Source organism: Micromonospora sp. NBC_00362 (assembly GCF_026342155.1).
GTDB classification, from domain to species: domain Bacteria; phylum Actinomycetota; class Actinomycetes; order Mycobacteriales; family Micromonosporaceae; genus Micromonospora; species Micromonospora hortensis.
In genome coordinates, this window is the sequence record NZ_JAPENH010000001.1 from 4069515 (window position 1) to 4096089 (window position 26575).

General features: G+C 69.8%; 36 protein-coding genes and 1 pseudogene. 12 read left to right on the forward strand and 25 right to left on the reverse strand.

Features of this window, described 5'->3' with window-relative positions:
* The first annotated feature begins 70 nt into the window (after window positions 1–70).
* From OG992_RS18570 to OG992_RS18610, 9 genes are all read left to right on the forward strand, one after another.
* Complete coding sequence (locus OG992_RS18570) at window positions 71–268, forward strand: hypothetical protein (RefSeq protein ID WP_266303862.1); 198 nt, start codon at window positions 71–73, stop codon at window positions 266–268.
* Complete coding sequence (locus tag OG992_RS18575; RefSeq protein WP_266303863.1) at window positions 265–1416, forward strand: hypothetical protein; 1152 nt, start codon at window positions 265–267, stop codon at window positions 1414–1416. Before OG992_RS18570 ends, OG992_RS18575 begins: the two co-directional genes overlap by 4 nt.
* Before the next feature lie 2 nt (window positions 1417–1418).
* Window positions 1419–1730, forward strand: coding sequence for a hypothetical protein (locus tag OG992_RS18580; protein WP_266303864.1), 312 nt, complete (start codon window positions 1419–1421; stop codon window positions 1728–1730).
* Window positions 1731–1813: 83 nt separating this feature from the next.
* Window positions 1814–2110 carry a hypothetical protein gene (locus OG992_RS18585; protein ID WP_266303865.1) on the forward strand — a complete coding sequence of 99 codons (297 nt, stop codon included), beginning with the start codon at window positions 1814–1816 and terminating at the stop codon, window positions 2108–2110.
* 107 nt (window positions 2111–2217) lie between these two features.
* The gene (locus OG992_RS18590) at window positions 2218–2589 is read left to right on the forward strand and encodes a hypothetical protein (RefSeq protein ID WP_266303866.1); all 372 of its coding nucleotides are present in this window, start codon (window positions 2218–2220) and stop codon (window positions 2587–2589) included.
* A 9-nt stretch (window positions 2590–2598) separates the two neighbouring features.
* The gene (locus OG992_RS18595) at window positions 2599–2856 is read left to right on the forward strand and encodes a hypothetical protein (protein ID WP_266303867.1); all 258 of its coding nucleotides are present in this window, start codon (window positions 2599–2601) and stop codon (window positions 2854–2856) included.
* Between the two features lie 10 nt (window positions 2857–2866).
* Complete coding sequence (locus OG992_RS18600) at window positions 2867–3343, forward strand: hypothetical protein (protein ID WP_266303868.1); 477 nt, start codon at window positions 2867–2869, stop codon at window positions 3341–3343.
* Between the two features lie 4 nt (window positions 3344–3347).
* Window positions 3348–4517 (forward strand): hypothetical protein, encoded by a 1170-nt coding sequence (locus tag OG992_RS18605; RefSeq protein ID WP_266303869.1) that lies wholly within the window; start codon window positions 3348–3350, stop codon window positions 4515–4517.
* Between the two features lie 77 nt (window positions 4518–4594).
* Window positions 4595–6526 carry a hypothetical protein gene (locus OG992_RS18610; protein WP_266303870.1) on the forward strand — a complete coding sequence of 644 codons (1932 nt, stop codon included), beginning with the start codon at window positions 4595–4597 and terminating at the stop codon, window positions 6524–6526.
* Window positions 6527–6591: 65 nt separating this feature from the next.
* Here the strand turns inward: OG992_RS18610 and OG992_RS18615 are convergent, their stop codons facing one another.
* Entirely contained in the window at window positions 6592–6789 is a 198-nt protein-coding gene (locus OG992_RS18615) for a helix-turn-helix domain-containing protein (RefSeq protein ID WP_266303871.1), read from the reverse strand.
* 150 nt (window positions 6790–6939) lie between these two features.
* Between OG992_RS18615 and OG992_RS18620 the strand changes: the two genes are divergently transcribed.
* The gene (locus OG992_RS18620) at window positions 6940–7134 is read left to right on the forward strand and encodes a hypothetical protein (protein ID WP_266303872.1); all 195 of its coding nucleotides are present in this window, start codon (window positions 6940–6942) and stop codon (window positions 7132–7134) included.
* A 125-nt stretch (window positions 7135–7259) separates the two neighbouring features.
* Here OG992_RS18620 and OG992_RS18625 read toward each other — a convergent pair whose 3' ends face one another.
* Window positions 7260–7607, reverse strand: a complete 348-nt coding sequence (locus OG992_RS18625; RefSeq protein ID WP_266303873.1) for a hypothetical protein — start codon at window positions 7605–7607, stop codon at window positions 7260–7262.
* A gap of 21 nt (window positions 7608–7628) precedes the next feature.
* Here OG992_RS18625 and OG992_RS18630 point away from each other — a divergent pair, with 21 nt between their 5' ends.
* Window positions 7629–7895 carry a hypothetical protein gene (locus OG992_RS18630; RefSeq protein WP_266303874.1) on the forward strand — a complete coding sequence of 89 codons (267 nt, stop codon included), beginning with the start codon at window positions 7629–7631 and terminating at the stop codon, window positions 7893–7895.
* On the opposite strand, the gene OG992_RS18635 is transcribed toward OG992_RS18630, so the two are convergent.
* The 4 genes from OG992_RS18635 to OG992_RS18650 form a co-directional block, all read right to left on the reverse strand.
* Window positions 7896–8132 (reverse strand): hypothetical protein, encoded by a 237-nt coding sequence (locus OG992_RS18635; RefSeq protein ID WP_266303875.1) that lies wholly within the window; start codon window positions 8130–8132, stop codon window positions 7896–7898.
* A gap of 344 nt (window positions 8133–8476) precedes the next feature.
* Complete coding sequence (locus OG992_RS18640) at window positions 8477–9418, reverse strand: hypothetical protein (RefSeq protein WP_266303876.1); 942 nt, start codon at window positions 9416–9418, stop codon at window positions 8477–8479.
* Window positions 9419–9434: 16 nt separating this feature from the next.
* Window positions 9435–9890: a hypothetical protein gene (locus tag OG992_RS18645; protein ID WP_266303877.1), complete on the reverse strand. Its 456-nt coding sequence runs from the start codon at window positions 9888–9890 to the stop codon at window positions 9435–9437.
* A gap of 12 nt (window positions 9891–9902) precedes the next feature.
* Window positions 9903–12476, reverse strand: coding sequence for a hypothetical protein (locus OG992_RS18650; protein WP_266303878.1), 2574 nt, complete (start codon window positions 12474–12476; stop codon window positions 9903–9905).
* Window positions 12477–12586: 110 nt separating this feature from the next.
* Between OG992_RS18650 and OG992_RS18655 the strand changes: the two genes are divergently transcribed.
* On the forward strand, window positions 12587–13033 hold the full coding sequence (locus OG992_RS18655) for a hypothetical protein (protein ID WP_266303879.1): 447 nt from the start codon (window positions 12587–12589) through the stop codon (window positions 13031–13033).
* On the opposite strand, the gene OG992_RS18660 is transcribed toward OG992_RS18655, so the two are convergent.
* The 19 genes and pseudogenes from OG992_RS18660 to OG992_RS18745 all read right to left on the reverse strand — a co-directional run bounded on the left by OG992_RS18660 (window position 13030) and on the right by OG992_RS18745 (window position 26513).
* Window positions 13030–14916 carry a hypothetical protein gene (locus OG992_RS18660; RefSeq protein WP_266303880.1) on the reverse strand — a complete coding sequence of 629 codons (1887 nt, stop codon included), beginning with the start codon at window positions 14914–14916 and terminating at the stop codon, window positions 13030–13032. The two genes, OG992_RS18655 and OG992_RS18660, sit on opposite strands and share 4 nt — an antisense overlap.
* Before the next feature lies 1 nt (window position 14917).
* On the reverse strand, window positions 14918–15121 hold the full coding sequence (locus OG992_RS18665) for a hypothetical protein (protein WP_266303881.1): 204 nt from the start codon (window positions 15119–15121) through the stop codon (window positions 14918–14920).
* Between the two features lie 62 nt (window positions 15122–15183).
* Entirely contained in the window at window positions 15184–15579 is a 396-nt protein-coding gene (locus OG992_RS18670; RefSeq protein ID WP_266303882.1) for a hypothetical protein, read from the reverse strand.
* An 85-nt stretch (window positions 15580–15664) separates the two neighbouring features.
* Window positions 15665–16234 carry a hypothetical protein gene (locus OG992_RS18675; RefSeq protein ID WP_266303883.1) on the reverse strand — a complete coding sequence of 190 codons (570 nt, stop codon included), beginning with the start codon at window positions 16232–16234 and terminating at the stop codon, window positions 15665–15667.
* Between the two features lie 66 nt (window positions 16235–16300).
* Window positions 16301–16756, reverse strand: coding sequence for a hypothetical protein (locus OG992_RS18680; RefSeq protein ID WP_266303884.1), 456 nt, complete (start codon window positions 16754–16756; stop codon window positions 16301–16303).
* The gene (locus tag OG992_RS18685; RefSeq protein ID WP_266303885.1) at window positions 16756–17046 is read right to left on the reverse strand and encodes a hypothetical protein; all 291 of its coding nucleotides are present in this window, start codon (window positions 17044–17046) and stop codon (window positions 16756–16758) included. Before OG992_RS18685 ends, OG992_RS18680 begins: the two co-directional genes overlap by 1 nt.
* 2 nt (window positions 17047–17048) lie before the next feature.
* On the reverse strand, window positions 17049–17396 hold the full coding sequence (locus OG992_RS18690) for a hypothetical protein (RefSeq protein ID WP_266303886.1): 348 nt from the start codon (window positions 17394–17396) through the stop codon (window positions 17049–17051).
* Window positions 17393–17896 carry a hypothetical protein gene (locus OG992_RS18695; RefSeq protein ID WP_266303887.1) on the reverse strand — a complete coding sequence of 168 codons (504 nt, stop codon included), beginning with the start codon at window positions 17894–17896 and terminating at the stop codon, window positions 17393–17395. Before OG992_RS18695 ends, OG992_RS18690 begins: the two co-directional genes overlap by 4 nt.
* Window positions 17874–18104, reverse strand: a complete 231-nt coding sequence (locus tag OG992_RS18700; protein WP_266303888.1) for a hypothetical protein — start codon at window positions 18102–18104, stop codon at window positions 17874–17876. Before OG992_RS18700 ends, OG992_RS18695 begins: the two co-directional genes overlap by 23 nt.
* Before the next feature lie 10 nt (window positions 18105–18114).
* The gene (locus tag OG992_RS18705; RefSeq protein ID WP_266303889.1) at window positions 18115–19341 is read right to left on the reverse strand and encodes a hypothetical protein; all 1227 of its coding nucleotides are present in this window, start codon (window positions 19339–19341) and stop codon (window positions 18115–18117) included.
* 64 nt (window positions 19342–19405) lie between these two features.
* Entirely contained in the window at window positions 19406–19696 is a 291-nt protein-coding gene (locus OG992_RS18710; RefSeq protein WP_266303890.1) for an SAP domain-containing protein, read from the reverse strand.
* Window positions 19696–20613 (reverse strand): hypothetical protein, encoded by a 918-nt coding sequence (locus OG992_RS18715; RefSeq protein ID WP_266303891.1) that lies wholly within the window; start codon window positions 20611–20613, stop codon window positions 19696–19698. Before OG992_RS18715 ends, OG992_RS18710 begins: the two co-directional genes overlap by 1 nt.
* 18 nt (window positions 20614–20631) lie before the next feature.
* Window positions 20632–21120, reverse strand: a complete 489-nt coding sequence (locus OG992_RS18720; protein ID WP_266303892.1) for a hypothetical protein — start codon at window positions 21118–21120, stop codon at window positions 20632–20634.
* Window positions 21121–21163: 43 nt separating this feature from the next.
* Window positions 21164–21877, reverse strand: coding sequence for a hypothetical protein (locus OG992_RS18725; protein WP_266303893.1), 714 nt, complete (start codon window positions 21875–21877; stop codon window positions 21164–21166).
* Complete coding sequence (locus OG992_RS18730) at window positions 21861–23291, reverse strand: phage portal protein (RefSeq protein WP_266303894.1); 1431 nt, start codon at window positions 23289–23291, stop codon at window positions 21861–21863. Before OG992_RS18730 ends, OG992_RS18725 begins: the two co-directional genes overlap by 17 nt.
* Window positions 23291–24727, reverse strand: a complete 1437-nt coding sequence (locus OG992_RS18735) for a hypothetical protein (protein ID WP_266303895.1) — start codon at window positions 24725–24727, stop codon at window positions 23291–23293. The genes OG992_RS18730 and OG992_RS18735 overlap by 1 nt, the downstream gene beginning before the upstream one ends.
* 34 nt (window positions 24728–24761) lie before the next feature.
* Complete coding sequence (locus tag OG992_RS18740; RefSeq protein ID WP_266303896.1) at window positions 24762–25067, reverse strand: hypothetical protein; 306 nt, start codon at window positions 25065–25067, stop codon at window positions 24762–24764.
* 148 nt (window positions 25068–25215) lie between these two features.
* A pseudogene (locus tag OG992_RS33915) lies at window positions 25216–25425 on the reverse strand (HNH endonuclease); the annotation flags it as partial.
* A 161-nt stretch (window positions 25426–25586) separates the two neighbouring features.
* On the reverse strand, window positions 25587–26513 hold the full coding sequence (locus OG992_RS18745; protein WP_266303897.1) for a hypothetical protein: 927 nt from the start codon (window positions 26511–26513) through the stop codon (window positions 25587–25589).
* Between the last annotated feature and the right edge of the window lie 62 nt (window positions 26514–26575).

Here is a 26575-nt window from a genome sequence, read left to right on the forward strand (position 1 = left end):
TTCAGGTCTGGGCCGAACGTATCAGAGTTTCGTCTAGACGAATAGACAGAACAAAGGGTACGGTCTCGCCATGGAGTACCGAGTGGACCTCTACGCCGCCGGCGGCGTGTACCGCGACACCGTCGGGTTCGTCGCCCGCAACGAAGTCGAGGCCGTGGTCACCGCACGCGGCCTGGTCGTCGAACAGGGCTTGGCCCGGGCCCGCGTGTGGCAGAGGCACGGCGCCGGCCAGCTCCAGCACATCGAGTGGGTGGGAGCGGAGCGATGAGCACCCCCAAGGAGCAGGACACCTTCGCGGTCCGGGGTGAGCGCATCGCCCTCGCCACCGCCGTGCTGCTCACCGCCAAGGGCGAGTTCGACCTGGCGGTGCTGGCGCACTTCGCGGTGTGGATCGCGTGGCTGTACCCGCTGATGCTCGACGTTTACGTGATCACCGCGTTCCACAAGCGCCGCTGGCTCGACGTCGCGATCAGCCTCGCCCTGATGCTCTTCTCCCAGATCGCCGTGCACCTCGTCCCCGTCTTCATCACCGAAGGCGAAGAGACGCCGTGGGGTCTGGTGATGGCCGTCGCGTGTATCGCGCCGATCGTCGTGGTCCGGGTGAAGGCGCTGACCGGGAAGACCCGGGCCGAGCGTGAGGCGGAAGAGCGCGACAACAGCCTCGCCGAGGACGCCCGGAAGGCGCGGGCGGAAGCCGCCGACGCCGACCGGAAGCGGGCCGCTGCTGAGGTCGCGTTGAGGGCGGAAGAGCGGAAGAGCGCCGACGCCGTCAAGCTCGCCGAGGCGGAAGCCGCCGGGCGGAAGAGGGCGGAAGAGCGTGCCGCCGCCGAGGCGGAAGCGCGGGCGGAAGAGAGCCGCGAGTCGGAGGCGGAAATCGCCCGCCTGATTGGGCACGCCGAGGACGTTCAGGCGTCCGCCCGCGACGCCCGCGCGCAGGCCGCTGAGCAGTCGGAGTTGGCGGCCCGGATCTCGGGTCAGCTCGACGAGGCGCGGTTGCTGGCGGAGCGGGCCATCGCGGAGAAGCTGAATGCTGAGCAGCACATCTCCGCGCTGACCGACGCGCACACCGCCCTCTCGCAGGAGTTGGAGCGGGTGCGCCAGTCGTACGCGCGGCTCCAGTCGCGGACGGAAAACCCGGGTCGGCGGCAGGCGGAAATTTCCGCCCCGCCGAAGCGGAAGACGCCGCCTGCTCTTCCGCCTGCTCTTCCGGTTGACGTTCCGCCCGTCGAGGGCGTCTCTTCCGCCACGGTGGCCCGCGTGATTTCCGCCTTCCGCGCCAACCCGAACGGGACGCAGAAGCAGATCGCCGCCGCCGCCGGCACGACCGACCGGACGGTCCGGACGGTCCTGAACAACATCCCCGCCGACCACCCGGCGCTCGCCATCGAGTCCGCCGCAGCCACCAAGGAGAGCTGACCATGCGTACCTGCTGGCACATCTGGCGTTGGCGTCACAAGCACCAGGGCGGCACCCACTGCGCGCCGTGCTGCGTCTTCCGGCCGTACCGCACCAACGCCGAGCGCGTCACGCGCTTCCGGCGCCTCGCGGGTGTCAGCGGCGGCTTCGCGTTTGTCGGCGCCGTGATGCTTTCGCTTCGCCTGCTCGGCGCGGTCACTGACCTGGGCATCCCGCTGATCCTCGGGCCGCTGGGGATGCTCCTGTTCCTGCCGACCTGGATCGTCGCGCTGCTCGCCAACCACCTGGCCGAGCACTACAGCGAAGCCGCTTGAACTGCCCAAACATGCGCGGCGCCCGGCCAAACCTCCAAGCCGGACCGGGCGCCGCCTCCAACCCCAAGAGGAAGGAACGTCCAATGTCCCAGACCGACATCGTCCTGGTCACCCGGGACCCGATCCGCGCAGGTCACCAGCCCGGCGACCACATCCACACCCGCATGCCGAGTGACGCGTCGCTGGTCGCGACCGGTGCCGTCGTGTCGATGGCGTTGCTGGGTGTCGGCACGCTGGCCGCTGGGTTCACCGGCCGCCTGGAGGTCGAGTCGCCGGTGACGGCGGCCCTGATCGTGCTGCTGTACCTGCTCGCGTGGGTGGCTGTCCGGGCCCGCTGGAACGCCAACCACCCGCCCGCGCCCGCCGGGGAGTCGTCGTGACTCAGACCGTGACGCACCGTAACTCTGAAGTCTGCACTGCAGACTTCGCCCCCACCCCCGCTGAGCGTGAGTTCGGCTCGGAGTCGCCGGAAACTCTGCACTCTGCAATGACGGACAGTGACCGTCGCCCGTTCGACACGGCGGCGTGGTTGGCCAAGTTCAAGGACAACTTCACCCCTCCGCCGCTGCTGACCGAGCGCCGCCCGGCGGTCGACACGATGCGCCTGTACGCGCAGCGGGGCCGGTACACGGCCGACGTGCACGGTGCGGTCCGCGCCCTCGGCATCGCCTGGTTCCGGGGTGTTGCCGTAGCCGGTCTGGTCGGTGCTCGCCTGTGGGAGTGGTTGACGGAGCGCCCGGCCCGGTTCATCACCGTCGCGGTCACCGTGAAGCTCCTGTCGTTCCTGCCCCCGGTCGCCTGGACGGTCGACCACCTCATCCACCCCGGCGTCGACATGGCGCTGCGGATCTTCCTGTAGGAGGCACTGATGTCCCGAATCTGGAACACCGCGCTCGGTCCGCTGGAGTCGCGCCTGGAACCGCTGGGCGCGTTCGAGGTCGGCGACTGCTTCGTCGGGTCGGACCTGCGGAGCGTCTACCGCGTGACGGTGGACTGCCAGACGCACCCGCACGGTCACGTCGAGACCGTGGACCTGACCGCCGGCCCGGGCGAGGACCCGAACGTCCTGTGGCCGTTCCACCCGAACACGCCGATGCACTACGTCGTGTCCGGCCTGAGTGAGTGAGGAGGCACTGATGCGTGCAATGGGAGGGGGCGGCGGCCGGTTCAAGGCCTTCCGCTCGAAGGGCGTCCGGGGATTGGCCTGGGCGTCGATGGGTGCCGCGCTGGTCGGCGGCCCGCTGATCGCCGGGATGTTCCTCGGCGACGGCATCGACAAGGTGCTCACCGCGATCCCGTGGAACTGGATCCCGCCGGTGCTGCTCGGGATCATGTTCGTCGTCTTCTGGGTGGACCTGCTGGTCGACTGGGAGCCGAACCGCAAGGCGATCTGGATGCTGCTCCTCAGCCCGTCGGTGGCCCGCGCCGTCCCGGGTGATCTCGGCGAGAACGTCACTGGGTGGTCGGGGGCGGTCCTGGATGCGGTGGCGCAGCCGCTGCGTGAGTGGTTGGGCACCGGGTCGCCGATCGCGCTGGCGTTGTTCGTGTCGATCGCGGCGGTGCTGATGGCCCGCCGGTCCATCGGCGGCGGCAATTCGCTGGCTGGGGCGTGACGGCATGGACCCGCTTTTCTGGATCCTGGTCATCACGTGGATGGTGCAGCGTGGCGTCACCGACGGCATGTACGCGTTCCGGGGGAAGCCGAACCCGCGCTATGAGCTGAAGAAGGCGAAGGCCCTGGCCGCTGGTCAGGCCGCGCCGGAGCAGCACCGCTACGGCGGCCGGGATTGGGCGGGCGACCTGCTTTCCGACGCCATGGCCGCCAACACGAAGTGGCGGCGCTCCCGGGCGAAGGCGAAGGCTCAGCCGGTCGACGACATGATCGGCATCCTGCGGGAGCCCAAGGCGCAGCCGAAGTCGGAGCGGGTGTTCGACCCGAACTACTCCCGCACCTGCCCGGACTGCAAGGACGAGGTGACGCTCGACGGGCGTCCGTGCCCGCGTTGCGTGTCCGAGCAGCAACGCCGCAACGCGCTCTGGGACGAGCAGGAACTCGCAGCGCGGAGGGCGAGTCGCTCGGAGGACTCGGCCCCGGCTAGGACGTTCGGTTCCCCGGAGGAGCGGGAGGAGAAGGTCAGCACGCTCCAGGACGTGGCCCTGGCGAAGTTGGCCGAGTCGGGCACCCGAACTCACCGGGACTCGCGGGGCCGCTGCCCCGACTGCGGGGAGCCCAATCCGTTCGACACCCCGTGCAGCTCGCACAACCCCGCCGCCCCGCGAGAGGAGACGCTGGTGCCGCAGGGGGAGGCACCGAAGTCTTTCGCCGATGGCTGGACTGGGATGCGCACTAACCAGGGCGAGCCCATGTGTCAGGGGTGCCAGAAGGCATACCGCCGGCTGAACCCGCCTGCCGGCTGCGGCTGCCCGGCTGCGTCCGGGCACACCGCCCAGATCATCCAGTTCCCCAACCCGAACACCGTTAAGGAGATCGACATGTCGAACCCCGAGGCCGCCGGCCTGTCCACCGCCATCGCGTTCGCCGAAGCCGCCGCGTCCGCCCACCACTCGTTCGCCACCGCCGGAGCCGAGGGGTACATCGGCGCGTTGCAGCGCGGTGACATGGACGGTGAGCCCATCGACACCGCCCGGGAGGCGATGGAGGCGTCTGGGATCGCCGCCGACAAGTGGAACGCGCACAAGGCGACGCTGGAGGCGCAGCAGACCGTCAAGGAGGCGTACCAGGCGCAGCCCGGCGCAGCCAACAAGGAGTACCTGCTCAACGGCTGACCCGGCTACCGCCGTGGGGCGCGGGCTAGCACGGTCCGCGCCCTGCGGTGGAAGCCGGGACACCTGAGGAGAACCAGATGAGCACGACAACCGAGGTGCCGGAGCGGGTGGCGCCGATCGTGGAGGGTGGGTTGCGTCCGCAGCTCGCCCCGCACGCCGCTGTCGGCACCCTCGTCGTCGCGGCGGTCGCTTGCCGGGTGGCGGTGCACGCGGTCGGCGACGAGCAGACCGTCGCGGTGTGGGTGGCCGGTGCCGCGTTCGCCATCGCCGTGGTCGCGGCCATGCAGGTGCGGCGACGGGTGTTCGACAAGCGGGCCCGCCGGCGTGCGCTGGCGTTCCTGGGCGTGGCTGTCGGCTGGCTGACCGGGGTGACCCTCACCGGCCTGTCGCTGGGCGCGGTGGGGCTGCTCATGGCTGTGGCGTACGCGCTGTCGATGCACTGGTGGCGGCAACACCCGGTCGGGTTGATCCAGCCGAAGGCGACCCGGTCGGGCCACCAGCGACTGTGGGCGGAGAACAACGGGGCCAGCGACGGGGCCCTGCCTGGCTCCCGGTTGACCAGCCCCGAGCAGATCGCCGCTGGCGTTCGTTTCGCGCTGAAGCTGCGGGCTGGGAAGCAGACCCTTGGGATGGCGCAAGGCGCGATGGAGAAGCTACGCGGTGGCTTGTTCTTGCAGACCGACCAGGAACTCATCATCGAACGGCACCCCACCGAGCCGGAGCCGACCGCGCTGCTCACCATCGTGACGAAGTCGCCGGTGAAGGACACGGTGTTCTGGCCCGGCCCGCAGGCGTTCGACCCGCAGACCGGTGACGTCCGGCTCGGCCCGTTCACCGACGGCGAGGGCGTGGCCGCGTGGCGGGTGTACACCGAGACCCGGCTGAAGGGTGGCTACCTCCAGGGCGGCACGGAGGGCGGGAAGTCCCGCACGATGGAGATGCTGGCGATCACGATCGCGGCGTCCACGTCGCACCCCACGGTCATCTGCTACGCCGACGGGCAGGGCGGCGCTTCCTCGCCGCTGCTGATGGAGCACGCCGACTTCAGGGCGCGTACGCCTCAGCGGGCGCTGGCGATGCTCGAAGGCATGTACCTGCTGATGCAGCTGCGGCAGGACGAGAACGCCGTGATGGGCCTGCGGGGCTTCACGCCAACCGAGGGTCGGCCGGGTGTGCTCGGCTTCATCGACGAGTGCCACAAGCTGTTGAGCAAGGTCGACAACCCGCTCTACGGCGAGCGCACCCAGTGGCTCGTGTCGGCCATCGCCAGCGAGGGGGGCAAGGTCGGCGTCGCGCTCATCCTGGCGTCGCAGCAGTCGACCCTCGACGCGTTCGGCGGTGCCGGCACCAACGTCGCGGAGAAGATCCGGGGCAACCTGCTGACCGGCAACGGGGCGATGTTCAAGGGCAAGGACGCCAACGCCAAGACGGTGTTCCAGATCAGCGTTGACCCCCGCTCGTTCCCCGACATGCCGGGCTACGCGTACCTGGTCAACCCGCGCCCGGGTGCACGGTCGGCGCCGTTCCGTTCGTACTACCTGACCGACGAGATGGCTGAGGAGTGGCCGAAGCGGATCGTGTGGCGGTCGCTGGACGCCGGGTCGGCGGCGGCGTGGGGTACGTCGTACCTGCGCCGGGATGAGCTGGCTGAGGAGGCGCTGGAGGCGGCACGCCAGCGGATCGCCGCCCGGCGGGCTGGGATCGTGCTCGACGAGCCTGCCCCCGCCCAGCCGACCACAGGCGGGGACGGCGCCGCGCTGGAGTCATTCGGCCTGGCCGCTTTCCCGACGTGGACAGAGTTCGTCGCCCAGGCGCAGCAGGAGGCGCTGAAGGCGCTCGGACCCAGCCACGACAAGGTGGTAGCCGCGATCCGTGACGGCCACACCAGCCCGCAGCGGATCGCGGACGCCATCGACCTGTCGGTGCGCCGGGTTCACCAGTTGCTCGGGGATCTGGCTGAGGCTGGTCGGGTGCGCGGTGGTGGCCGGCAGTACGAGGTGGCCGCCTGACTCCGGGTACGACGATGCGGCCCCGCCTCCATCTGCTGGAGTGCGGGGCCGCGGTGCGTTCGGGGTCAGTCGCCGAGTTCGGCTTTGGCGATGGCTTCGATCAGCTCACGGCGGAAGACGACGGCCTGGCCGGCGGTGGTCCCGGGGAGTTGGCCGGTGGCCCATCGTTTGTGGACGCCTTGGCGGGTGAGCTTGAGGATGTCGGCGGCCTCGGCTGCGGAGAGCAGGTCGGGGATGTACGGGTCGCGGGTCGGTTCTCCCATGCTTAAACATTAGCCGATCCTGTTTACGTACGTCAACACACGACGCGCATTATCTAACGCAAGTCATTCACCATCTAGAGTTGACGTACGTAAACTCTGTAGGTTAGACTATGGGTATAGGGAAACGGAAAACCGAAAGGGGAGACGGACATGGCGAACATCGGATGCGAGATTTGCGGAGCCGACAACGCCCGCACCGTCCCCGCCCCCAGCGGCGGCTGGATGGACGCCTGCGAGGACTGCGAGGCCGACGAGAACACCCAGGCCGCGATCGACGCCCAGGCCCTCCGCGACGACGAGGCGTACCGGGCAGCCGCCGACGCCGAGTGGGGGCTGGCGGGCTGAGCCCCGCCGGGGCCGGGCAACCGGCCCACCCGCAGGAACGCGCTTTCCTCTCCCGCCCTGGACACACAGAAGCGCCCCACCCAGCCGAAAGGCCAGGTGGGGCGCAGTGCGTTGCGGGAAGGGTGTTACCGGATGGACTGGCGCGGGTCTGCCGCCGGCGTGACCTGGTTGCGGGTCAGCAACGCCAGGACGCCCACCACGGCCACCTGCACCGCACCGACGGTCTCCTGCGACACGTTCAGCCCGTACGCGGCGACCAGCACCGCCACGGCGGTGACGAGGCCGGTGAACGCGGCCGGCGCGACCGGGCGCACCGCGGCGGCGTTGATGGCGGTGGTGACGGCGGTCAGGACGGCGACGATCGCGGCGGCCTGGATCGCGGACAGTCCGTCGATGCCGAACGTCACGATCACGCCGAGCAGCGCCGAGATGGCCTGGATGACGAGGGTGGGCTCACGTCCGAACAGCTTCACGGGATCTCCTAGGGTTGGTGGATGGCAGGTCAGCCGCAGCTGCGCGAAGCCGCCTGGCTGTACGCGCCAGGCGACGCGTTCGTGCCCGTCGCCGTGGTGCGGCTGGTGGAACGCATGGACGGCACAGGCGTGTGGCAGGTGCTGATGAACAGCCCCGCCGAGCATCAGGAACCGAAGGTGTGGGAACGCCCAGACAAGCGGGCGGCGCGGGCCGTGCTGGACGACCTGTACGCCGAGGGCCGGGACAAGGGCGGCCGGTGGAAGGTCACCCAGTACGGGGAGCAGTAGTTACCGCCGGGGGCAGCCGAACTCGCCGCGCAACCGGGCGATGTCACCGGCGATCTGCCGGCCAGCCGGCGTCTGCGGCGGGGTCTGCGCGTACGCGTCGTCCATCGTCGTGACGATGCCGCACCACTGCCGCTCCGACTCCCGGGCCACCGCGTTGGCGTACACCATCGCCGACCCGGCCGCGAGGATCGCGAACACCAACGCCACCATCAGGGTCTGCCACGCTCGGAACGTCATCCCGAATCACCCGCCCCGGACTGCGCGGGCGACGGCGATGATGATGGTGGCTGCGGTAAGTCCGGCGCCGGAGAGGGCGATGGACCCGACGTTGTACCGGTAGCGCCATTGCTGCGCAGCGAGAGCAGCCCCACGCCGGCTGGGATCCCCAGCACCGCCACGAACGTGCCCAGCAGCGCCGCTGACGCCTGCCCGGGTGGGACGAGGACTGTCTGGTGCACGATCCCGCCCAGGCCCACGAGAATGCAGCCGATGTCCAGCGCTACCCGGATTCCCCGTTCGGTCTTCGTCACCACGCACAGTCCCTAACCTTCCCGGCGCCGTCATGGCCCAACCGGAGCGGATCACCCTTGCTGCTCGTTGAGCCGGCGCGCTACCTCGTCGACGAACCGGTCGGCGGCCAGCTCCCCCGACTGGGCCTTCGCGACCAGCTCGGTCAGTTCGGCGTCGCGCTGCACCGCGGCCTGGTCCCGCGCCGTCTCGGCCGCCGCCACCTCGTCGATGCGGGCCAGGATCGACGAGGTGTCGAGGCCCTTGACCGCGCCGAGCAGGGCCGTCTGCATGGCGGCCATCTGCGCACCGAGGCCACGCAGCGTCGGGTGCGCTGCCGTGTACTTCGCCGCGGTGGCGTCTTCGCCCATGGCCATCCGGGTGTAGATCTGCCCGATCGGGTTTCGGCCATCCAGCACGGTGAGGTTCTTGTGGACGGTGGCCAGCCAGTTGTGCTCTTCCGGGGTCATGTCGTCCTCCACGGTCGGGGCCTGGAGCAGGCCGATGTGCTGCAGGTAGCGGCGGAACAGGGGCCGCTGGTCGCGGCCCGCCTTGATGGCGTCGCGGAAGAAGCTGAAGTGCGTGTGCCAGCGGTGGGAGCTGTCGCCCGACTTCCGCTTGCCAAGGCGATCCCACCGCCGCACGGTGGTGCCGTCGGGGCTGTAGATGATCTCCCGGATATCCCGGGTATCCGCCGCGTCGGCCTCGCACTGCCCGACGCACCACACGCTGAAGCTGGGCAGCGTGTGTGTGCGGCCAGCGGAGCGGACGTTGAACTGGCCGACGTCCAGGCCAGCCGCGTCGAGGGTCAACCCGGCCCGGTCGCGCGGGGACTCGACCACCGAGTAATCGTTGGCGACGGTGCGGTCCGAGCCGCAGTGGTAACCCCCACGGTGGGCCGAGTCGCCGACGATGCCGACCTCGCCCGGGTCCAGTTCGTCCGGCCCGGGAGCGTTGTCGAGGTGCGTCAGCAGCAGGCTGCGGACGGCCAGGAGGTTGGCGGGCGCGCGGGTCATCGGCATCTCCTCACGGTCACGGGTGCAGCAGGAGGGACACGTTGGTGTGGGTGGCCAGCAGCCGCACCTGCCCGCTGGACAACGTCACCGAAGCGCGCAGCCCGAACGTGCGGGTGCCAGCGGCAAGCGCGAACGGCCACGACTGCGACGCCGTGACTCGGGCACCCGCGGTCACGTTCGAGGGATTCCACACCGCCTGCGGCCCCACCCACGTGCCGTCGATGAGGAGGTCCATGGTGGCGAAGGTGACCGTGCCGGCCGTCGACAGGTGGAAGTAGCCGGTGTATACCGCCAATCCGGTCATGCCGCCATCCGGCACGGTGATGCTGGTGCCGGAGTACCCGGCTGTGACGTTGCTCAGCGTCAACGCCGTGGACGTGCTGGTCAGCGTGTAGTCCGACGCCAGTTGCAGCTGAAACGCGACCGGGTTGAGCCGCGCGGGCGGCAGCCGGTTGCCGGACATGGTGGCCATGAGGGTTCCCTCCTACAGTGCCGAGATGGCGGGCTGCCACACGTCGACTTCGGTGCCGGACGGCCAGGCCCGGTTGATGCCGTTGATGCCCCGCCCGCCGGGGGCGCAGGACAGCCGCTGGAACGCGCCCGAGCCGGTCGTCGTCGCCTCGGTCGCGATCGTGTACCCGCTGACCCGCCACAGGGACGACGCCGCAGGTGTGCCGCCGTGCCGGGCGCGCAGCACCGCCAGGCCGGTCGTGGCCGGCGACGAGAACGCCACCGTGAACGGGGTCCACACCCCGGGTGTCAGCGACACTGTCGGACCGAACGACGACGAGATCGGCACCCCGGCACCGGTCAGCCAGTCGACCGCGATGTTGACGTCGACCGGTGCCACCTCGGCGTACGCCCACATCGTCAGCCGGTAGGTGGTCGACGCGGTCACCGCCACCTGGGCGGAGTGCAGACCACCAACCGCCGCCACCCCATCGGGGGTGATACGCGCGACCCCGTACGGGGTGCCAGGGCGGCCCGACGCCAGCCAGGTGACGCCGCTGGATGCCCCCACCCAACCGGACACGTCCGTCACGAACCATGGGTTGCCATTGATCACCCAGCCTGCGGCGTCCGCCCGGACCTTCTCACCGCCGATCCGCACGTCGAGCGGGTAGTCGACGGGATACCACGTCCACGGCCCGTTCGCGGCGGTGTGCGACAGCGCGAACAACGTGGCCGAACTCGTCAGGTCCATAGCCAGGGTCGACCCGTCAGCGGCGACCCGCTGCTCACCGTCGGCGGTGGCCACATCCCACACGGCGGCCGGCGACGGAGTCACCTGCACCATCCACGACCGCGGCCCGATCGTCTCCGACCAGCCGTCCACCAGGCGATCCAAGTCACCCGGCTGATACTGGGCGGGCGGATTGGTCCGCACCACCCTCGTCCCCACCTGGCATGCCAACCACGCGGTGAGCAACCCGGGGTTCGCGGCCAAGTCCAACGGGAACGCCCGCTCCCGCAGCTCGTCCACCGTGCCCAGCCACACCCTCCACGCGGCGTGGTCCACCAACCGGCCATCCGACGCGACGTTCAGGTCCGCGCTGTCGGCGTAGATCCCCACCCGCGCCTGATGCCCCAGGTCAGACACCGTGGCCTCACCCCCGTCAGGGCGGGTGACCGTCCACTCGTTGCGCAGCCCCTGATCGTCGTACGCAGGTGACAAAACGTCCCGGGACCCGTTCCGGGCAACGAGGTACTGCGCCAGGTCGACAGTCATCCCAACGGGCGCGTTGTACCGGGCACCACGCGGCCGGTAGGCCAGGCCGAACCCGGACTCGTACAGCACGCCCATGTCGGCGTCTTCAGCCTCACGCAACAGCTCGACGAGGGTGGCCGGGGCCTGCGGGCCCATCGGTTCGCTCCCACCGGACCCGACCGTGACGGTGATGCTTTCCTCCGCGCACAGCCGGGTGACGCGCACGGCCGCCGTTTCCCCCCGGTAGCCGAACGCCGCGGCGACCGCCGTCGACAGCGTCGGCGGGGATGTCCACACCGCGACGTGCCCCTGGGCGAGATCCGCCCCGTCCTGCGCCGACGCCGTCAACGCCAGCGACGACATCGACGGCAGGGCCATGTTCCCCGAGGTGGTGCCGGAATTGACCGACACACCATCGACGTACACAACCCAGGCGACTTTCGCGCCGCTCTGCGTCACATCCCAGCGGACGTGATGCGGCAGCCCATCGAACAGGGTGGCGGCGGTGGCCGACACCTCAGGTTCGCCGTTCATCGCCACGTCGAGGCCGCGCACGCTGGGCAGCAACAGCAGCTGAGGCCAGGCGAGCGCACCGCCCGGCAGGTACGACGGGTTGACGTCGATGGTGCCGTCCCCGGCGTCCGTGCCGGAGCGGTACATCGTGTCGACCGTCCACCGGGTGGGCGAGGACGCCATGGTCACCGGAGCCCAGATCACGGTCAGTCCGGCGTTGCCGCTGCGGCTGACCGTCGACGGAAGCCACGGAGCCAGGTCACCCTGCCCCCACCGTGGGTAGCTGATCACCGCCCCGGACGGGTGGGTGCCGACGAACGGGCGCATCGACTGCGCACCTGCCAGGGCGGCACCTTCCGACGCCAATTGGCCGTCCTCCAACGGCCAGTACGCCACCGGGTTGGTGCGCGGAATGTAGCGCCGTGGTGCGGAAAACAGGGTTCGGTTGCCCTGCTCCAGGCGGCGCAGCAGCCCGGAGGCGGTGACCCGCACCCGCGACGACGCCTGACCTGGGGTGGTCGTGGGGAGGAACTCCGGCTCCCACTGATCAGCGAACCCCGCGAACCGGACGACCCACACCCCGCCCCAGAACACGCGCACCCTGAGCGGGGTGCCCCGGCGGACATTCGGCCAGAACGTCGACAGCGGATGCAACGGGGTCAACGCGCCGTCGTCGTTGTCGAGGGTGACCGTGCACGTTCCCGGCGACGAGTTGCTCGCCCCAGCGGATCTTCCAGCACGAAGCCGGACCGGCTCCGGTTGCAGGCGCGACGACAAGTCCGTCCACGTCCACGAGCCAGGGCTGCCGGCCGGGTTGGCGCCGAACGCGGCGTGCACTTCTAGAGGCAAGTCCTGGTCGTCAGGCCACACCGTGCACACCTCCCGGGGAGTCGACGCCGTTCGATCGGGGGACGCGCCTGGTTGCAGCGGGTGAGGACACTGTCACGGTGACCCGTCTCCGTTTGTGGTTGACCCCAGCGACCGTCGTCGTCGCACTCGCCCTGGTCGCCGTCACCGCCGGGCTATCACTGCGAGGCGTCAACACCATCCGAGGGTGGTTCGCCGAGCCGACGCCGGCTGCCAGCCCGCAGGCGATGTACACCGTTCCCGGGGCCATCCGTCTGCCCGCCGGGCAGTACGTCGACCAAGGGCAGAGCTGCCAGGGCACCGCCATCACGCCGGACGCGCAGGTCGTCGTCACCGACCGCAGCGGCGCCACCGTCGCCTACGCGCCGCTCGGCGCCGGGGTGCTCACCGGCGGGGCCTGTGAGCTGCCGTTCAGCCTGACCATGCCGACGGGCAAGGGTGAGTACGGCCTCGACTTCCCCGTGTACGGGCTGATGCCCTACACCGAGCAGGAAGTCGCCGACCTCCTCACCCTGACCATCGGCTAGCCGGAGCCGAACGCCATGTTCGGGCTGCCGCCGTAGTAGATGCGGGTGTGCTCCCGGATCGCCCGGATGATCGGATCGCCGTCCCCGCCAACCCACTGGGCGACCAACGGTGCCGGCGCCGGCGCCGGCGTTGACAGGCCGTACCCGCCTGCCGCTGCGGCGGCCAGTGGAGTGCCGGCCACCAGGGCGGTCACCCCGCCAAGCTCCGACCGCAGCGCCGGCAGCTCACCCCGGATGCCCCGGATCAGGCCACCCATGATCGACGAGCCGGCCGGCTCCAGGAGCTTCCGGTCCCGTGAGGGCGGCCCCTTCCAGGACGGGATCACGCTCGTCACCCAGTTCAGCGTGGATTGCAGGTAGGCGAACATCGAGCGGATGCCGTTTATCAGGCCCTGGATGATGCTGCGGCCGGCGCCGTAGAGCAGGCCGCCGAGGTTGCCGACTGCGGACGTGATCCGCCCGCGCAGGCCGCCGAACGTGCTGGCCACGGACGAAAGGGCCTTACGCGCCCCGCCGGTCAGCTTGTCCCACAGGCCGGTGAACAAGCGGATCGCCGACCCAATCAGAGCCTCGATCCGCTGTTTCACGGTGGCGTTCCCGCCGGTGAAGATCTGCACGATATGCGCCCACCCGGCAGCTATCGACGCGCGCAGTTCTTTGACCCACTGGAACAGCCCACCGAACGCGGCACCGAGGGCGTAGATCAGGTTGCCGGCGACCCCGATCACGTGGTTGATCAAGTAGAAGATCACGTTCAGGGCGTCGGCGGCGGCCGGGCCGAGCGCCGCCATCAGCGCCAGGAAGTTGCCGACCGCCTGCCCGAGCGGACCCAGGTTAAGGGCGATGACCTCCAAGATCGGCCCAGCAGCCTGCACAGCCGCGAGCAGGCCAGGCATGACGGCGCGCACGAAGTCGGCGATGCCCTCCGCCAGCCCGGGGATGTACGGGCCGATCGCCGCGAACATCTTCTCCAAGCTGGGACCGATCTCCACCACCAGCTTCTGCAGGGTCTCCATGGCCCGCAGCAGCGGACCCGGAGCCTGCTCCGTGCCCAACAGCGGACCGGCGGCCTTCGCCAAGGTGTCCTTGATGGTGGTCGACAGCTTGGTCGCCGCCGACTTCAACCTCGGATCGCCGGCCAGAGCGACGATTCCCAGGCCGATGACACCGCCGCCGATCGCGGCGAGGATGCCACCGGCCAGCGCGGCACCGACCAGCGGCCCGGCGAGCGCCGCCGCCGCGATCACGCCAATGAACGTGGCTGGGCCAGCGAGGGTGGACAGGCCGCTGCCCAGGCTGCTCACGATGCTGCTCGCCAAGGACCGGCCGATGGTCTCACCAGCGGCGTTGATCCGGCCGTCACGCAGCGACTTGTCGACGTCCACGTCCGCTTCGATGCGGGCGCGGACGGTCCGCGACACCTCGGCGACCTGGGCGCGCAACTGCCGCTCGTACTCGCGCCGACCGGCGGGCTCGGTGGGTACCTGCGCGCGGAGGCTGGCCTCCACCTGGCTGATCGCGGTGGCGATGTCAGTGCGCAGGTCGGCTGTGTCCGCGTCGACGTCGATTCGCGCCGACACGTCCCGCGTGAGCACCCCGAGTTCACGCCGGACGTCGTCTTGCAGTTGCTTCGTCAGCGGGTCCAGGCGCACCGGCAGCGTCGGCTCCTGCCCGGGCCGGACCGGCAACTCATCAGGCACATCGCCCGGGCGGATCGTCGGCTTCACGGGCACGCTGACCGAGGTACCCGCGAAGGCATCCGCGATCAGCGTGTCCAGCTTCGAACCGGCGAACTCCTTCGCGATGTCCTTCTTCAGGGCACGCGCGAAGCCCCTCGCACTGGGGATGAGCGCGACGAACGCGGTGCCGGCTTCCGTAGCCACGTCATCCCTCCTTGATCAGACCGAGTCGTTGCAGGCGGCCCACGTACTCGCGGCGCCGCTTCTCGCTGCGAGGATCGGGGCGCTTCAGTGGCTTCGGCTTGCTCCCCTTGCCGCCGCCCCTCTGCCAGTTCGCCCCGGCGAGCAACTCCACGGCGCTGGCCAGCAGGTGATCGGCCGTCGACCACCGCCCGGCGTCACCGTGCAAGGCGACACCGAGCGGTGAGTCGGGCGGGAGATGCCGAATCAGGGCCAGCAGTTCCCGGCGGGTTAGCTCGCCGGTGACGAGCTGGCGGAGCGACGTGCCGGGGTAGTACCGGCGGAGCGACGCTTCGACGGCCTCGCCGTGCTCCCGGATGAGCTGGGCGAGGCCGGCGATTCCCCCGGCTTCGTCCCGGAGTGCGCCTGCCAGCGGCGGAACAGCTCACCCATCGCGCCGGACGGCTGCGGCAGCTCCTCGAACCGCTTCCACTGCTCGGGGCCAAAGCCACGCCGGAACAGCGTCTGGATGGCCTCCACGTCGCCCTGGTCGGCGGCTTCTGACACCCGCCAGTCGGTGTCCTGAGCGTGGGGCAGCTCGAAGTCCTGGCCGCCGTAGCGGAACCGGTACGGGACCTTGCGATGCTCGGCCACGTATGCGTCGAGGTCAAAGACGTCATCGGACATGCGGATCTCCTTGCAGAGCGGGCGTGCGGGCTTGAGCACCGGCGGGCCCCGCGCCCGCTGACGGACCCGCCGGTGCGATCAGGGGCTACGGGGTGGCGAGGTCCTCGTCGAGGTAGTGCCGGTAGGCGACGTTCCCCGACCCGTCCACGTACGCGGAAAGCGTCCACTCGTAGACCGTCACGTTCTCCGACGACCAAACGACGTCGCCGCGCTCGGTCACCTCGGCCTTCGGCAGGTAGATCCGCAGCGCCCGGTCCTCGCCCTCCATGCCGTGCAGCACCCACGACCGGACATCCGTCACCGGCGGCTTCTCCGCGATGGTCAGACCCTCGGCGGTGCGGGTGATGGTCGACCCGGGGAACTGCACCCCGAGGGTGGTCAGGTTCGTCTCCGCCGCCGCGAACGTCCACGTCTTCGTGAACTGGCCGGGAATGCGCTTGGCCAAGGCGTTGCCCTGCCAGATGAACACGTCAGTTCGGTCCTGGCTGGTCGCCTCGGTGATGCCGTCGGACGACACCGCGCCGATCGCGAGGAACCCCGCCGCGAGCGCCGTGGACGCGTTCGTGGGGGGCGTGATCGTGCCCGGGGTAGTCCGGTCGTGGGTGTAGACCGCGCCGTCGGTGTAGGCGCGCATCAGATCGGTGTCGACCGCCATCGGTCATCCTCCTGAGCATGGTGAAGGCCCGACGGTCGCCGGGTACTGGTCGCGGGCGCGACGGAACTACGCGGGCCGGCCGCGCATGCCGATCTCGACAGTGAGCTGAGTGATCGTCCGGGCGGCATCCGCCGGATCCGGAACCGGTGTCGGCCCGGCGAACGTGGCCACCCGATAGCAGGTCACCGGTCGAGGCCAACCAGGCACGGTCACGTCCTGGCTGCGGATGCCGCGCAGCAAAGCCCACACCAACTGGGCGAGGGCCTGCCGGTTCATCTCGTCCGTGGTCGCACCGGTGGAGTACCAGACCTGCGCCTGCAACCGCGGGGAGTCGGCCACCATGTGCAGCTCGACACCGCCGAGGCGGCGAATCCGGACGTACTTTCCCGGGGACTCCTTCGGGGCCACCTTCGTGGCGACGGTCACGCCGGCGGCGTAGGGCTCGGACCGCTCGGCGAGGCGGGCCTGCAGCCAGGTCACCGCGACCAGTTCCGCGTCCGGGTAGAGCGCAACGGCGTCCATCAGGCGTTCCGGGCGGCGTCGATCGAGCTGGTCAGGATGCCGTGCTTCGCCTCGACGGCCAGGCCGGACGGGTGGTCGAGGGTCACGGTGGCCCGCGCCCGCTCCGTGCCCGCTGTGACGTCCACCGTCACCGGCAGCGCGACCCGACCAGGGGCACCGTCCACCCGGATACCGGCGGCCTCGACCTCCACTGCGACCGCCTCAGCCTTCCGGCCGAGCACCGCCTGCACACCCTCGGACCGCAGCAACTCGCGCATCCCACGCCTGTTCAGCTTCACCTTGATGCTCACGGCTACCCCTCCACCCGGTTGCAGTAGGCGACCGTCCCGAACGCCGTCCCGGAGAACGGGCTCGTCCAGCCGAACGGCTCCCCGACCACCTCGTACGCCCGGCTGCGGATCTCTAGCCGGTCGGTGGCCGTCACGTCGGCTCCGGACGGCATGAACACGATCAGGTCAGAGGCGACCACGTTTCGGTCCCCGGTGAGGCTCTCGTCGCGGCCGTTCTGCGCCACCGCGCACCCCGCGTACGGCGTTGACGTGGCCGACGACCAGTCGCGGACCTGATTGCCGTACCCGTCGGGGACCAGGCCGGCGCGCAGCACCGTCACCGTCTCCCCGTACGGGAACGCGATCGTCACGGGTCCACCAGCTCGTACAGCGGGAACCCCGCGATGTCGGCGCCGCACGAGCAGTACAGGGCACCGAAGTTCAGCGAGCAGATCGGCGAGTGGATGCTGCCGCAGCCCGGGGCGGTGTCGACGGTAAACGCCGACGGCCCGGAGGTGCGGCACAGCGCCTGCAGGGCTTCGATCTCCGAGGGCCACAGGTTGAAGCCCGACCGCTGCCGGGTGTCGCTGGTAACCGAGTACGGACCGGCCGTCTGCTGCTGCCACGCACCGGATCCGGCCTCAGCCCACCGCTTCACCGCCCCCAGGAGGATCAGCTTCGCCTCGGCCACCTGGTCGGCGGTCGGCAACGGATCCGTGGACGCCAAGCAGGGGGCGACGCGACTAGCCTTGGCGTTCGCGCCGGCCACCATCGCGTCGATCAGCTCTACGCCCTGCAAGCTCGCGGGCAAGTCGGTCGGGCGGATGATCTGGCCGGGGGTCGTCGGGTCAGGCCCTGCGGGGATCGGCATCAGTCACCTCCGCAGGGTGGCCATCAGGGTGGTGGACGTCTTCCCCAGGGTGGACCTCGCCACAGGCGCGATTGCGAGGTTCGGGCTGATCGAGGCTGGAGGCCTGCGCCCGCAACTGCGCGTTCTCGGCGCGCAACATGGCCGCCTCCCGCTGCGCCAGCCACAGCTCCAGCGCGAGTTGCCGCACGTCATCCAACGTCAGGTCCACCGCCGCCCCCTCACGCTGCGGCGATCGTGGTGACGGTGCCGCTGCTGCCGCGCCACTTCAGCGCGCCGCCCTCGGCGTACAGCACCCCGCCGCCGGTCGGGTTCGACGCTGGTGGGGTGGTCGCGTTACCGACCCCGACGACACCCACGCCGCCGCCCAGCGACGACGTGTTCAGCGAGAGGGACGACACCGACGAGGACGATCGGCGGGCTACGAACCCCGGGCCGAGCGTGATATTGCCCGTCGACCGGGACACCACGATCGGAGTGTCCATCAGGACCCCGGCGTCGTCGTAGCGGACGAGCTGCCAGTTCGATCCGGCGTTGGCGCCCGCCTCCGCTTCGTTCGTGCTGCGGATCTTCCACCGCCGGTACTGGTCCGCGCCCTCCGAGTCGAGGCTGAACATCAGCCCCTTCTCCGTGCCCGCCGGGGCGGACAGGCGCAGCTCCTGACCGTTAGAGCACCTGACGACGAAGTCCGCCAGGTTCGTCATGATCAGCGTCTTGTCGAGGCCGGCGATGGCGTTGTCCACCGACGGGTTGCCGAACCGGACCTCAAACCGGGTCTGGATCGCCCCCGTCGAGTCGGGGGTCTCCACGCTCCAGTGCTTGTGGTTCGACGCGTGGTTGTTCGCCTCCCAGTGCGCGCCCGCCCACACCACCGGCTTCATCGCACCCACCGGCAGACGGTTCACGTCATACCCGCCCGCAGGGAAGTACCAAGCCTCCATGGCCTTGGCGTCCTTGCGCATCAGGTAGTGACGGATCGTCTCGCCATACGAGTAGTAGTCGGCACGCTGGTACGAGTACAGGTTCAGCCGGCCGGTGGAGTCGTACTGGCCATCCTCGCCGTCGTCCTCACCACCAGCGAACGACGACGGGATCGACACCGACCCCACCGCGCCCGTGCCGACGACCTGCTCCAGGGCCCGCAACCGCGGCTCCGGGGCCGCCATCACCCGGATGACCGGGCCGCTGTCGACGATCGCGTACAGCACATCGGTGCCGTCGGTGGGGCCCCGGAAGTCGACCTGCCCGCCGTACCCGTCGAGGTGAGTGGACGAGTTCAGCAGTGCGTCGTCCGGGTCAGGGGTGTCGGTGCCCCGCTCGACGTAGACCGGGGCCCGGTTCTGGCAGGCCGGATCAAGGTAGTAGGTGATGACCCCGTTGGTCGCCTGATCGCCGTTCGGGCGCTGCACGAATCGAGTGCCGGAGTCGGGGAAGCGTCTGGACGCCACGGGGCTCTCCTTGCAGGTTGTGGCGGGGCCCAGCCGGTGTGGGGTTCGGCTGGGCCCCGGTCTCTCAGTGCCCGGTCGGGACGATTCCGCCGCCGGCCTTGTCGTCGGCCTCCAGGGCCGCCACGAGATCCGGCTTCCGACCCTCGCTGGACACCCGGTCCGCCTCGTCGCGATCGGCGTTGCGCCGCTCGATCTCCGCCTTCAGCTTCGGCACCGTCAGGGCCTCGTAACCCTCGGCCGCCGGAGCGGAATCCGACCCGGTGTATGCCTCCCATAGGGGAGACGCGAAACGCTTGTCCTTGTGGTCGGCGACGCTCACGACGACCTTGTTCTCGGTGTTGACGAAGCGGCCCATCAGACGTTCGCCACCGCGTCAGTGACCTTGGCGAAGCCGTCCAGGTCCATGATCCCCCAGCCGTACACGACCTCCAGGCGCAGAGCGATCTGGTTCTTGCGCTTCAGGTCGCCCTGGCCGTCCGGGTCGCCGTACTTGATCAGCTCGACCGGTACGCGCTTCTGCACACCCCATCGGAGCAGGTCCCACTGGCCGACGATCGCCTTGATGTTGGTGGGCGACGCGGCCTCCGGGCTGCCACCCACCGTCGAGGACGACGCAGCGGTCAGCCCCTCGAAGGCGCTGATGTTGGCGCCGAATCCGAACTCCGGGTACTTCTTGCGGCCGTCGGAGTACCGGGCGGTCGCGATCGTCCACGCGTACGTGGGATCGAACGCGATGCCGTTCGGCACGTACCCGTCAGCGATGACCAGGCCGGCGGCCTGCTCCAGGACGATGTCCGGGGTGGTCAGCGTTGCGGTCACGATCTCCACGGCGTTCGTGGTCGACGCGATCCGGTCACCCGCGACGATGCCAGCGATGACGGCGCCGGTGAGCGGGTTGATGCCGTGCATGACGCCGAGGTCGAGGGCCCGCGCCAGCGCCAGGCCGCCCTCGTCGCCGAGGGTGGACAGGACGCCGAGCTGGTAGTCCTCGTCGGCCCACTGGACTTCCTCGTTGAACCGCATGGTCACCTGCACCTTGTGCGGCGTCACGACCTTGGTGCCGAACGTTGCGGTGGTGTGGCTCTTGTCCGCGCCCTCACCGACGTACTCAGCGCGAGGACGACCGGTCAGGGTCATGTGGGTGACCTCGCCGAACTTCTGCGGCTCGGCCCCGGCCAGTTGGGCCACGGCGGATCCCGTCATGGCCTTGCTGAAGAGCCCGTCTGCGATGTTCTTCGGCAGGGTGATGTTGCTGGTGGCGAGAACGGCCACAGCCGCGCTCCTTCCGGGTCAGTCTCCGGTGCCGAACAACGAACGGGTGAACTCCCGCTCGGAGCTGCTGCCAGAGGTGGGTGACGTGCCCTCGCGGGGCACGTGGTTGCTTCGCTTCTTGGAAGACTCGGCGAGCTGCACGAGCTGCTCAGCTTGTTTCGTCAGCGTCGCCTCGTCGGTGCCGTTGAGGAACAGGTCGGCGTGCTCGTCAGAGATGCCGTGCTTGGCTGCGATGCGCAGCCGGAGCTCGGCAGCCTTGGCCGCGTCGCGCTCCCGCTCGGCGGTAGCTGCCCTCTCGGCGAGCTTCTCCGCCTCGGTCTTGTCGCGGTCCTCGTACTCCTTCAACTTCAGGCGCAGCGACTCGGCCTCCTTGTTGGCCTTCCGTAGCGCCTGCTTGACCTCCGGCGGTACGTCCTGCGGCTTCTCTCCGCCGGTCTCCGCCTTGGCCGTGGTGGTGGTGTCGTCGGCAGCCGTCTCGGTCGCCTCAGTGGTGCTGGTGTCCGCCATCTCGGCAGCACTCCCTTACTCGCCCGCCCTCACGGCGGGAACGTCAGTTGATGCCCAGGTCTTGGCGCATCTGGGCGAGGATCGCGTTCGTGTCACCGCCGGCCTTGGCGCGGGCGGCGCTGTACTCCTCGAAGTAGCGATCAACGTCGTACGGTTCCTGCTCACCCGGCCACACGGGGCAGGCGACGCAGTCGCACGTCCCGTGGTAGCTGGTCGCCAGGCCGCCAGCTGTGTCCTGGGAGTGGTAGACGGCACCGCGCGACGCCAATAAGCGGCAGAACGCGCACGTGGTGGGCCCTGTCGGGACCCTCGCCCACCGGGCGTCCGCCGGGTCCTGGTCGACGCTGTCCGCGATGGTCTGCCGCGCCGGCTGCAACACCAACCGCTGCACACCGCCGGACAGGTGCTCCAGCGACTTCGCTGGATCCGGTTGGGCGCCGAACAGCGGACCGACCGCCCACCGGGCCACCGCCGCCGCCTGCTCCGGCGGAGCCGGGTCGGCCATCGACGCCCGGAACCGGCCCGGCACGTCGGCCTGCTCGCGCAGCTCGTCGTACCAGTCCACGGCGGCCAACGCCGCGGAGTCGCCGTACACGGCAACCAGGTCGGCGGTGAACGTCTCGATCTGGGCCACCGGGACGTCGCCCGTCAGCAGCGCGAGCAACTGCTCCCACCAGTCGGCCAGCTCGGCGAGCGCCAGCGTCACGAGGTCGGTCTGAGTGGTCCGGAACGCCGCCACGTCAGCCGGCGTCGCCACCGCTGCCGTCCGCTGCTGGTGCCTGACGGGCAGCCTGAGCCGCCGCAGCGAGCATCGTCGTCCTTTGCTGCGCCTGCGCCCGCCGCCGGTCCGCCCACGCCCGGGTGATCTGCTGCTCATCCAACCCGAGCAGCTCCAACCCGACCTCGGTCTCGGCCAGCCACGGCACCGTCGCAAGCTGTTTCGCCCCAGCGTCGGCCTGCGCAGCCCGCGACAGATACCGCGGGTCGCGCCACTTCGTGTCGATCGTCTTCCACTCCGGCGGGATGCCGTCCGCGGCGATGCCGTTCTGCATGGCCAGCGCCCGGATCGTGGCCCGACGCAGGTATGGCGCCCAGTCGTCCGTCGCGCCCTCAGCCTCGGCGATCAGCTCATGCTGGGACGCGTCGTACGCCTCCGCCGACGTTGGGTTCGCCATGTCGGTGATCGCCACCGCCGTATCGGGCAGGCTCGTCGACCGGGCGAACATCTTCGCGTAAGCGTTCAGTGCCGCCAGGTGAGGCTCCGGCGACGACGCCGGGAACTGCTTCACGTCCGCTCTCGGCTGCTGAGCGTCATCGTCGTCCGGAACACCCTTGATCCGGCCCATCACCACCTGCCAGGCGGCCTTCGTCGACCCATCGGCGTTCTTGAAGATGGACTCATCGGCACCAAGCAGCCACAGGTCAGGGATGGCGTAGATGTCGCTGTGCGCCTCCAACCGGATCAACGCCCGGGTGGCCTGGTCCTGAAGGTTCATCACCTCACGGGAGATCCGCGACGACCCGAACGGGCGACCCAGGCGCGGCTTGTACGGCAGCGGCTCCGCCGGCACGCCCCACGGGTGTTCCTGCACGTCCACCGACCAGCCCGATGCGTCCTTGTCCGCGACGATGGTGCGCCCGTCGAGGTACAGCGCCAACGCGGTCACCTGGTCGTCATCGCCGCGAGCGTTGACCGACAGCAGGTTGTCCAGGCGGCGGGTGCGAGCGTTCCACTCCCCGGTCGCGTTCAACGCGTCCCGGAAGTGAATCAGCGCGTCCGGCTCACCCTCACCGCCGCGGGTGTTCACCACGAACGCCGTCGAGTGGATCAGCGACGAGATCGCCGCCTGTGACACCTCAGAGCCCAGGTTGTTGTCCTCCCACACCTCACGGAACCCGAGGTCGTCGAGCCGGCCGCCAGGCCACACGAACCCGTCGAGGTTGGTGCGGCGGGCCAGCACATCAACGGCCTTGCCCGACCAGCCCAACACGATGCCCAGGCCCCAATACTGCGGCGGGATCACCGAGCCGATCAGCCGGGTCAGACGCTTCATGTCGTAGTACGCCTGGCGCAGCTTGTTGCGCTCGTTCTTCTGGTTCAACTGGTCCAGCAGCAGGTTCAAGGTGCGGCTGTCGTCGTCGGAGATGCCCGGCAGGGTGACACGGTCCATCACAGCACCACCGCCCTCCGCCTACCGCCGCGCTCCGCACCGACCCGACCGGGCCGGCGAACTCTCGTCTGCTGGGCGCCGATCAGCGCCAACGTGCCCGCCTGGATCGGCGTGATGTCCGACTCGGCTGTCTTCCGCGACCACACCCACATGCCCGTGTCACCGAGCGGTCTCTTGCCGGCTGGCAGAGCCGCTGAGGTGAACTGCGGCTGGCCGATGTGCCAGAGCCAGCCCGTCACGATCCCGTCGAGGACCCGAGAGCAACCGGCGCCCAACTCGGCCACCTTCACCGGCGTCGCCTCAAGCTTCGTGCCCTTGAAAAACCACCGGCCGGCGCGCTGCTCCAACAGGGCTGCGATCGGCCCGGCCACGTCGACCACCACCGCACGGATCTGCGGGTTCGCGGCCACCGTCGCCACGAGGTGCGGCACCAACCACGCCACCCCACGGCCCCGGGTGTGCTGGTCGTCGTCCAACTCGAAGTGCCACAGGCCGTCCGCCCGCTGACCAGCCAAGGCCACCGACGCCCAACCCAGATCCGGGCCGCACTCCACGCCTAGCGCGAACCGGTCGACGGCAATTGACCGCTCGTCGGCCTGATCCCGCCACGCCGGTGCCGGAATCACCCCGGAGCCCTTCGCCGCGTCCCAGATTCCCAGTGCCTCGCGCAGCCACGCCTCGTCCGACGACAGGTTCTCCCGCAGCCGCAGCATCGACACCAGCGGCGTCCGCAGCGGGAACGACGGGTTCGCCCTCTCCCACTGCTCCCGGTCATCCGGGTCCGCGTCCTCATCAGCGGAACACTCGATGTACACCATGTCGTCGGACTCACCCGACAACGCCTTCGCCCGCTTCAGCGAGAACGCTTCACCAGGGTCGATCGGCCGCGGCGGGGTACCCATGTAGAACAACAGCGCGCCGTGCGGGTGACGGGACTGGTTCGTCGCGGCGACCATGTCTTCGAGGGCCTTCTCCGTCAGAATCTGCGCCTCGTCGAACACCTCGACGTCGACCTCATCGAACCCGCGGCCGAACCCCTGCTCGCGGGCACCGAACATGATCACGGAGCCGTTGCGGAACCCGATCTCCTGCTCACCGTTCGCCGTCCGGATGTAGTCGATGTACGGGGCGACCTTCTTGCGACGGGCAAACCCCTGCAACGCCTTGAACGTGTTCGTCGCCGTCCGCGTCCGGTGCGCCGTCCAGATCACCTTGAAGCCCGGGAACAGCACGCACAGCGCGAAGATGATCCGGCCGACGAGGAACGTCTTCGCCACCTGCCGGGGAATGCTGAGCACAACCCCGCCGATCGTGGCCGCGTAGATCCCATCAGCGCGCTTGCCGAGGATCGCCCGACCGGCGCCCTCCTGCCACTCGTCGAACACATCCCCGAACTCGCGGCACTTCTCCCGCACCGCCGGCCACCCGGTTGACACCACGCCGGAGGGCAGCACCAGGTGGCGGGTTACCTCAGATAGCCGCCGCGTCGAACGCTTCGTCGGAGACCGGACCGCCACGCTCCGCCTCCTGCCCCTCGCGGGCGTCGATCGCCTCGATGTCCCGCACCACCTCAGTCAGCCGCTTCGTCAGCGCGGCTAGATCCCGAGCCGGCGTGTTCGGATCCTCGACCGCCTTCGCGATACGGGACCGCATCGCGACGAGCAGCTCCCGGGTGGTGCCCTTGTCGGCAGCCTCCGTCACCGTCTTTGGCTTCGCCGGTGCCGGCGCGGCCTCCCCTGGGGCGACCACGCGCAGAGCCTTGCGAGGACCAGCCATGGTCACCTCCTGTGGAAAAACGCCGGAGAGAGATCCCGCCTAAGCCGGGAAGTGCGGACGGCGGCGGGGGTGGGGGGACCTCCCCCTGGGTGCGGGTCAGACTGCCTGACCGTCGCATGATCGGGCCACCGTCGACCTTGTCGCTCTTGAGCCTGTTGCATAGTCGATGAGCTGCTTGTTTGTTGGCGAGCGTGTCGGCTCCACCCTTGTTGCGAGGCACGATGTGGTCGACCACATACTCACCTGGGTCGAGGTAGGGCAACGTGTAGTCGATCTCATCACCGCAGATGCCGCATGGCGGTTTGCCCTTGGCGATGGTGGTGCGGTGCCTGTCGCGGATGGTGGTGCTGCGCCCCATGGCCCACCTCCGGGTGGTGCGGGCAGGCTGTCCGCCATAGCCAGCCTGCCCGCTATCCCGCCCCCGGGACGTGACGAAGCCCCGCCGGCACGGGGGCACTGGCGGGGCTCCGAAGACACTCGTTCTCAGTGACCCGAGTGTGAATCAATGCAGGTGCATCGTCAAGCTGACGCGCTGGTCAAGGCGTTCCCTCGGCTGGCCCACATCCGCTCCGCGTAGTCGCGCAGCTCCTTCAGGTCGTACAACGTCCGTTGCTTGCCGTCCTTGCCGCAGCGGTGGACGCGCGGCACGTACGTCTCGTTGCGCTCCGCCTTGCGCGCCTCCAGCGACGCCCACTTGCGGATCAGCCCCGGGTCGACCGGCCGGTGGAACCGCAGTGCCAGGTCGGCCGCCGCCGCGTACGCGTCGACGGTGGCGGTCACCTCGCCCACGATCTCCCGCTGCCACCACTCCACGGTCTCGTCGGTTCCGCACCCGTCGCAGCCGATGAGTTGCCGCTCCCCGTACTGATACACGCGGGTGCCGCACACGGACTCCACGCCGTCGAGGTCGCGGACGGTGAGCGGGCAGTCGCCGATGTACAGCCGGTCCGAGCCGGCCGGGTAGGCGAGGCGTCGGGTGCGCGGATCTCCGGCGATGTCGCGCAGATCCCGGGCGTGCTCGTCAGCGGCCCTGTGAGCGGCCAGCCATACCGAGTGGTGGGCCACGTATGCACCGAGCGCTGTTATCGCGTCAGCGGGCAAATGAGAGCCCCTTTCATCGGCGATGATCCGCACCAGGGCTACGAGGGTTGCTCGGATCGCCTGCCGGGCCTCCATCCCGTCGTCGTCCGGCACCGGAGCGCCCGACGAGGACGAGGCGACCCGCTCACCACCACGCCCACGCCGGATCAGGGTCAGCGCCAGGTCGTCGTGGAGCCGGGCGGCGGTGTGGGCGTCCTCGGCGATGCGGCGGGTGTCCACCTCGCACAGGCGCAGCCCGTCGGCGGCCAGGCGGGGCAGGCAGCCGTGGCACGTCTCGGGGTCCGGGCAGTCGTCGGTGTGGTGGTGCGGTATGCCGCAGTGCGCGGCGACGCAGAGGATCGTCATGGCGCTGGGTCCCCCCTTGTAGGCTGGCCGGTGATCAGCGCGGGCGTCCTACGGGGTGTCCG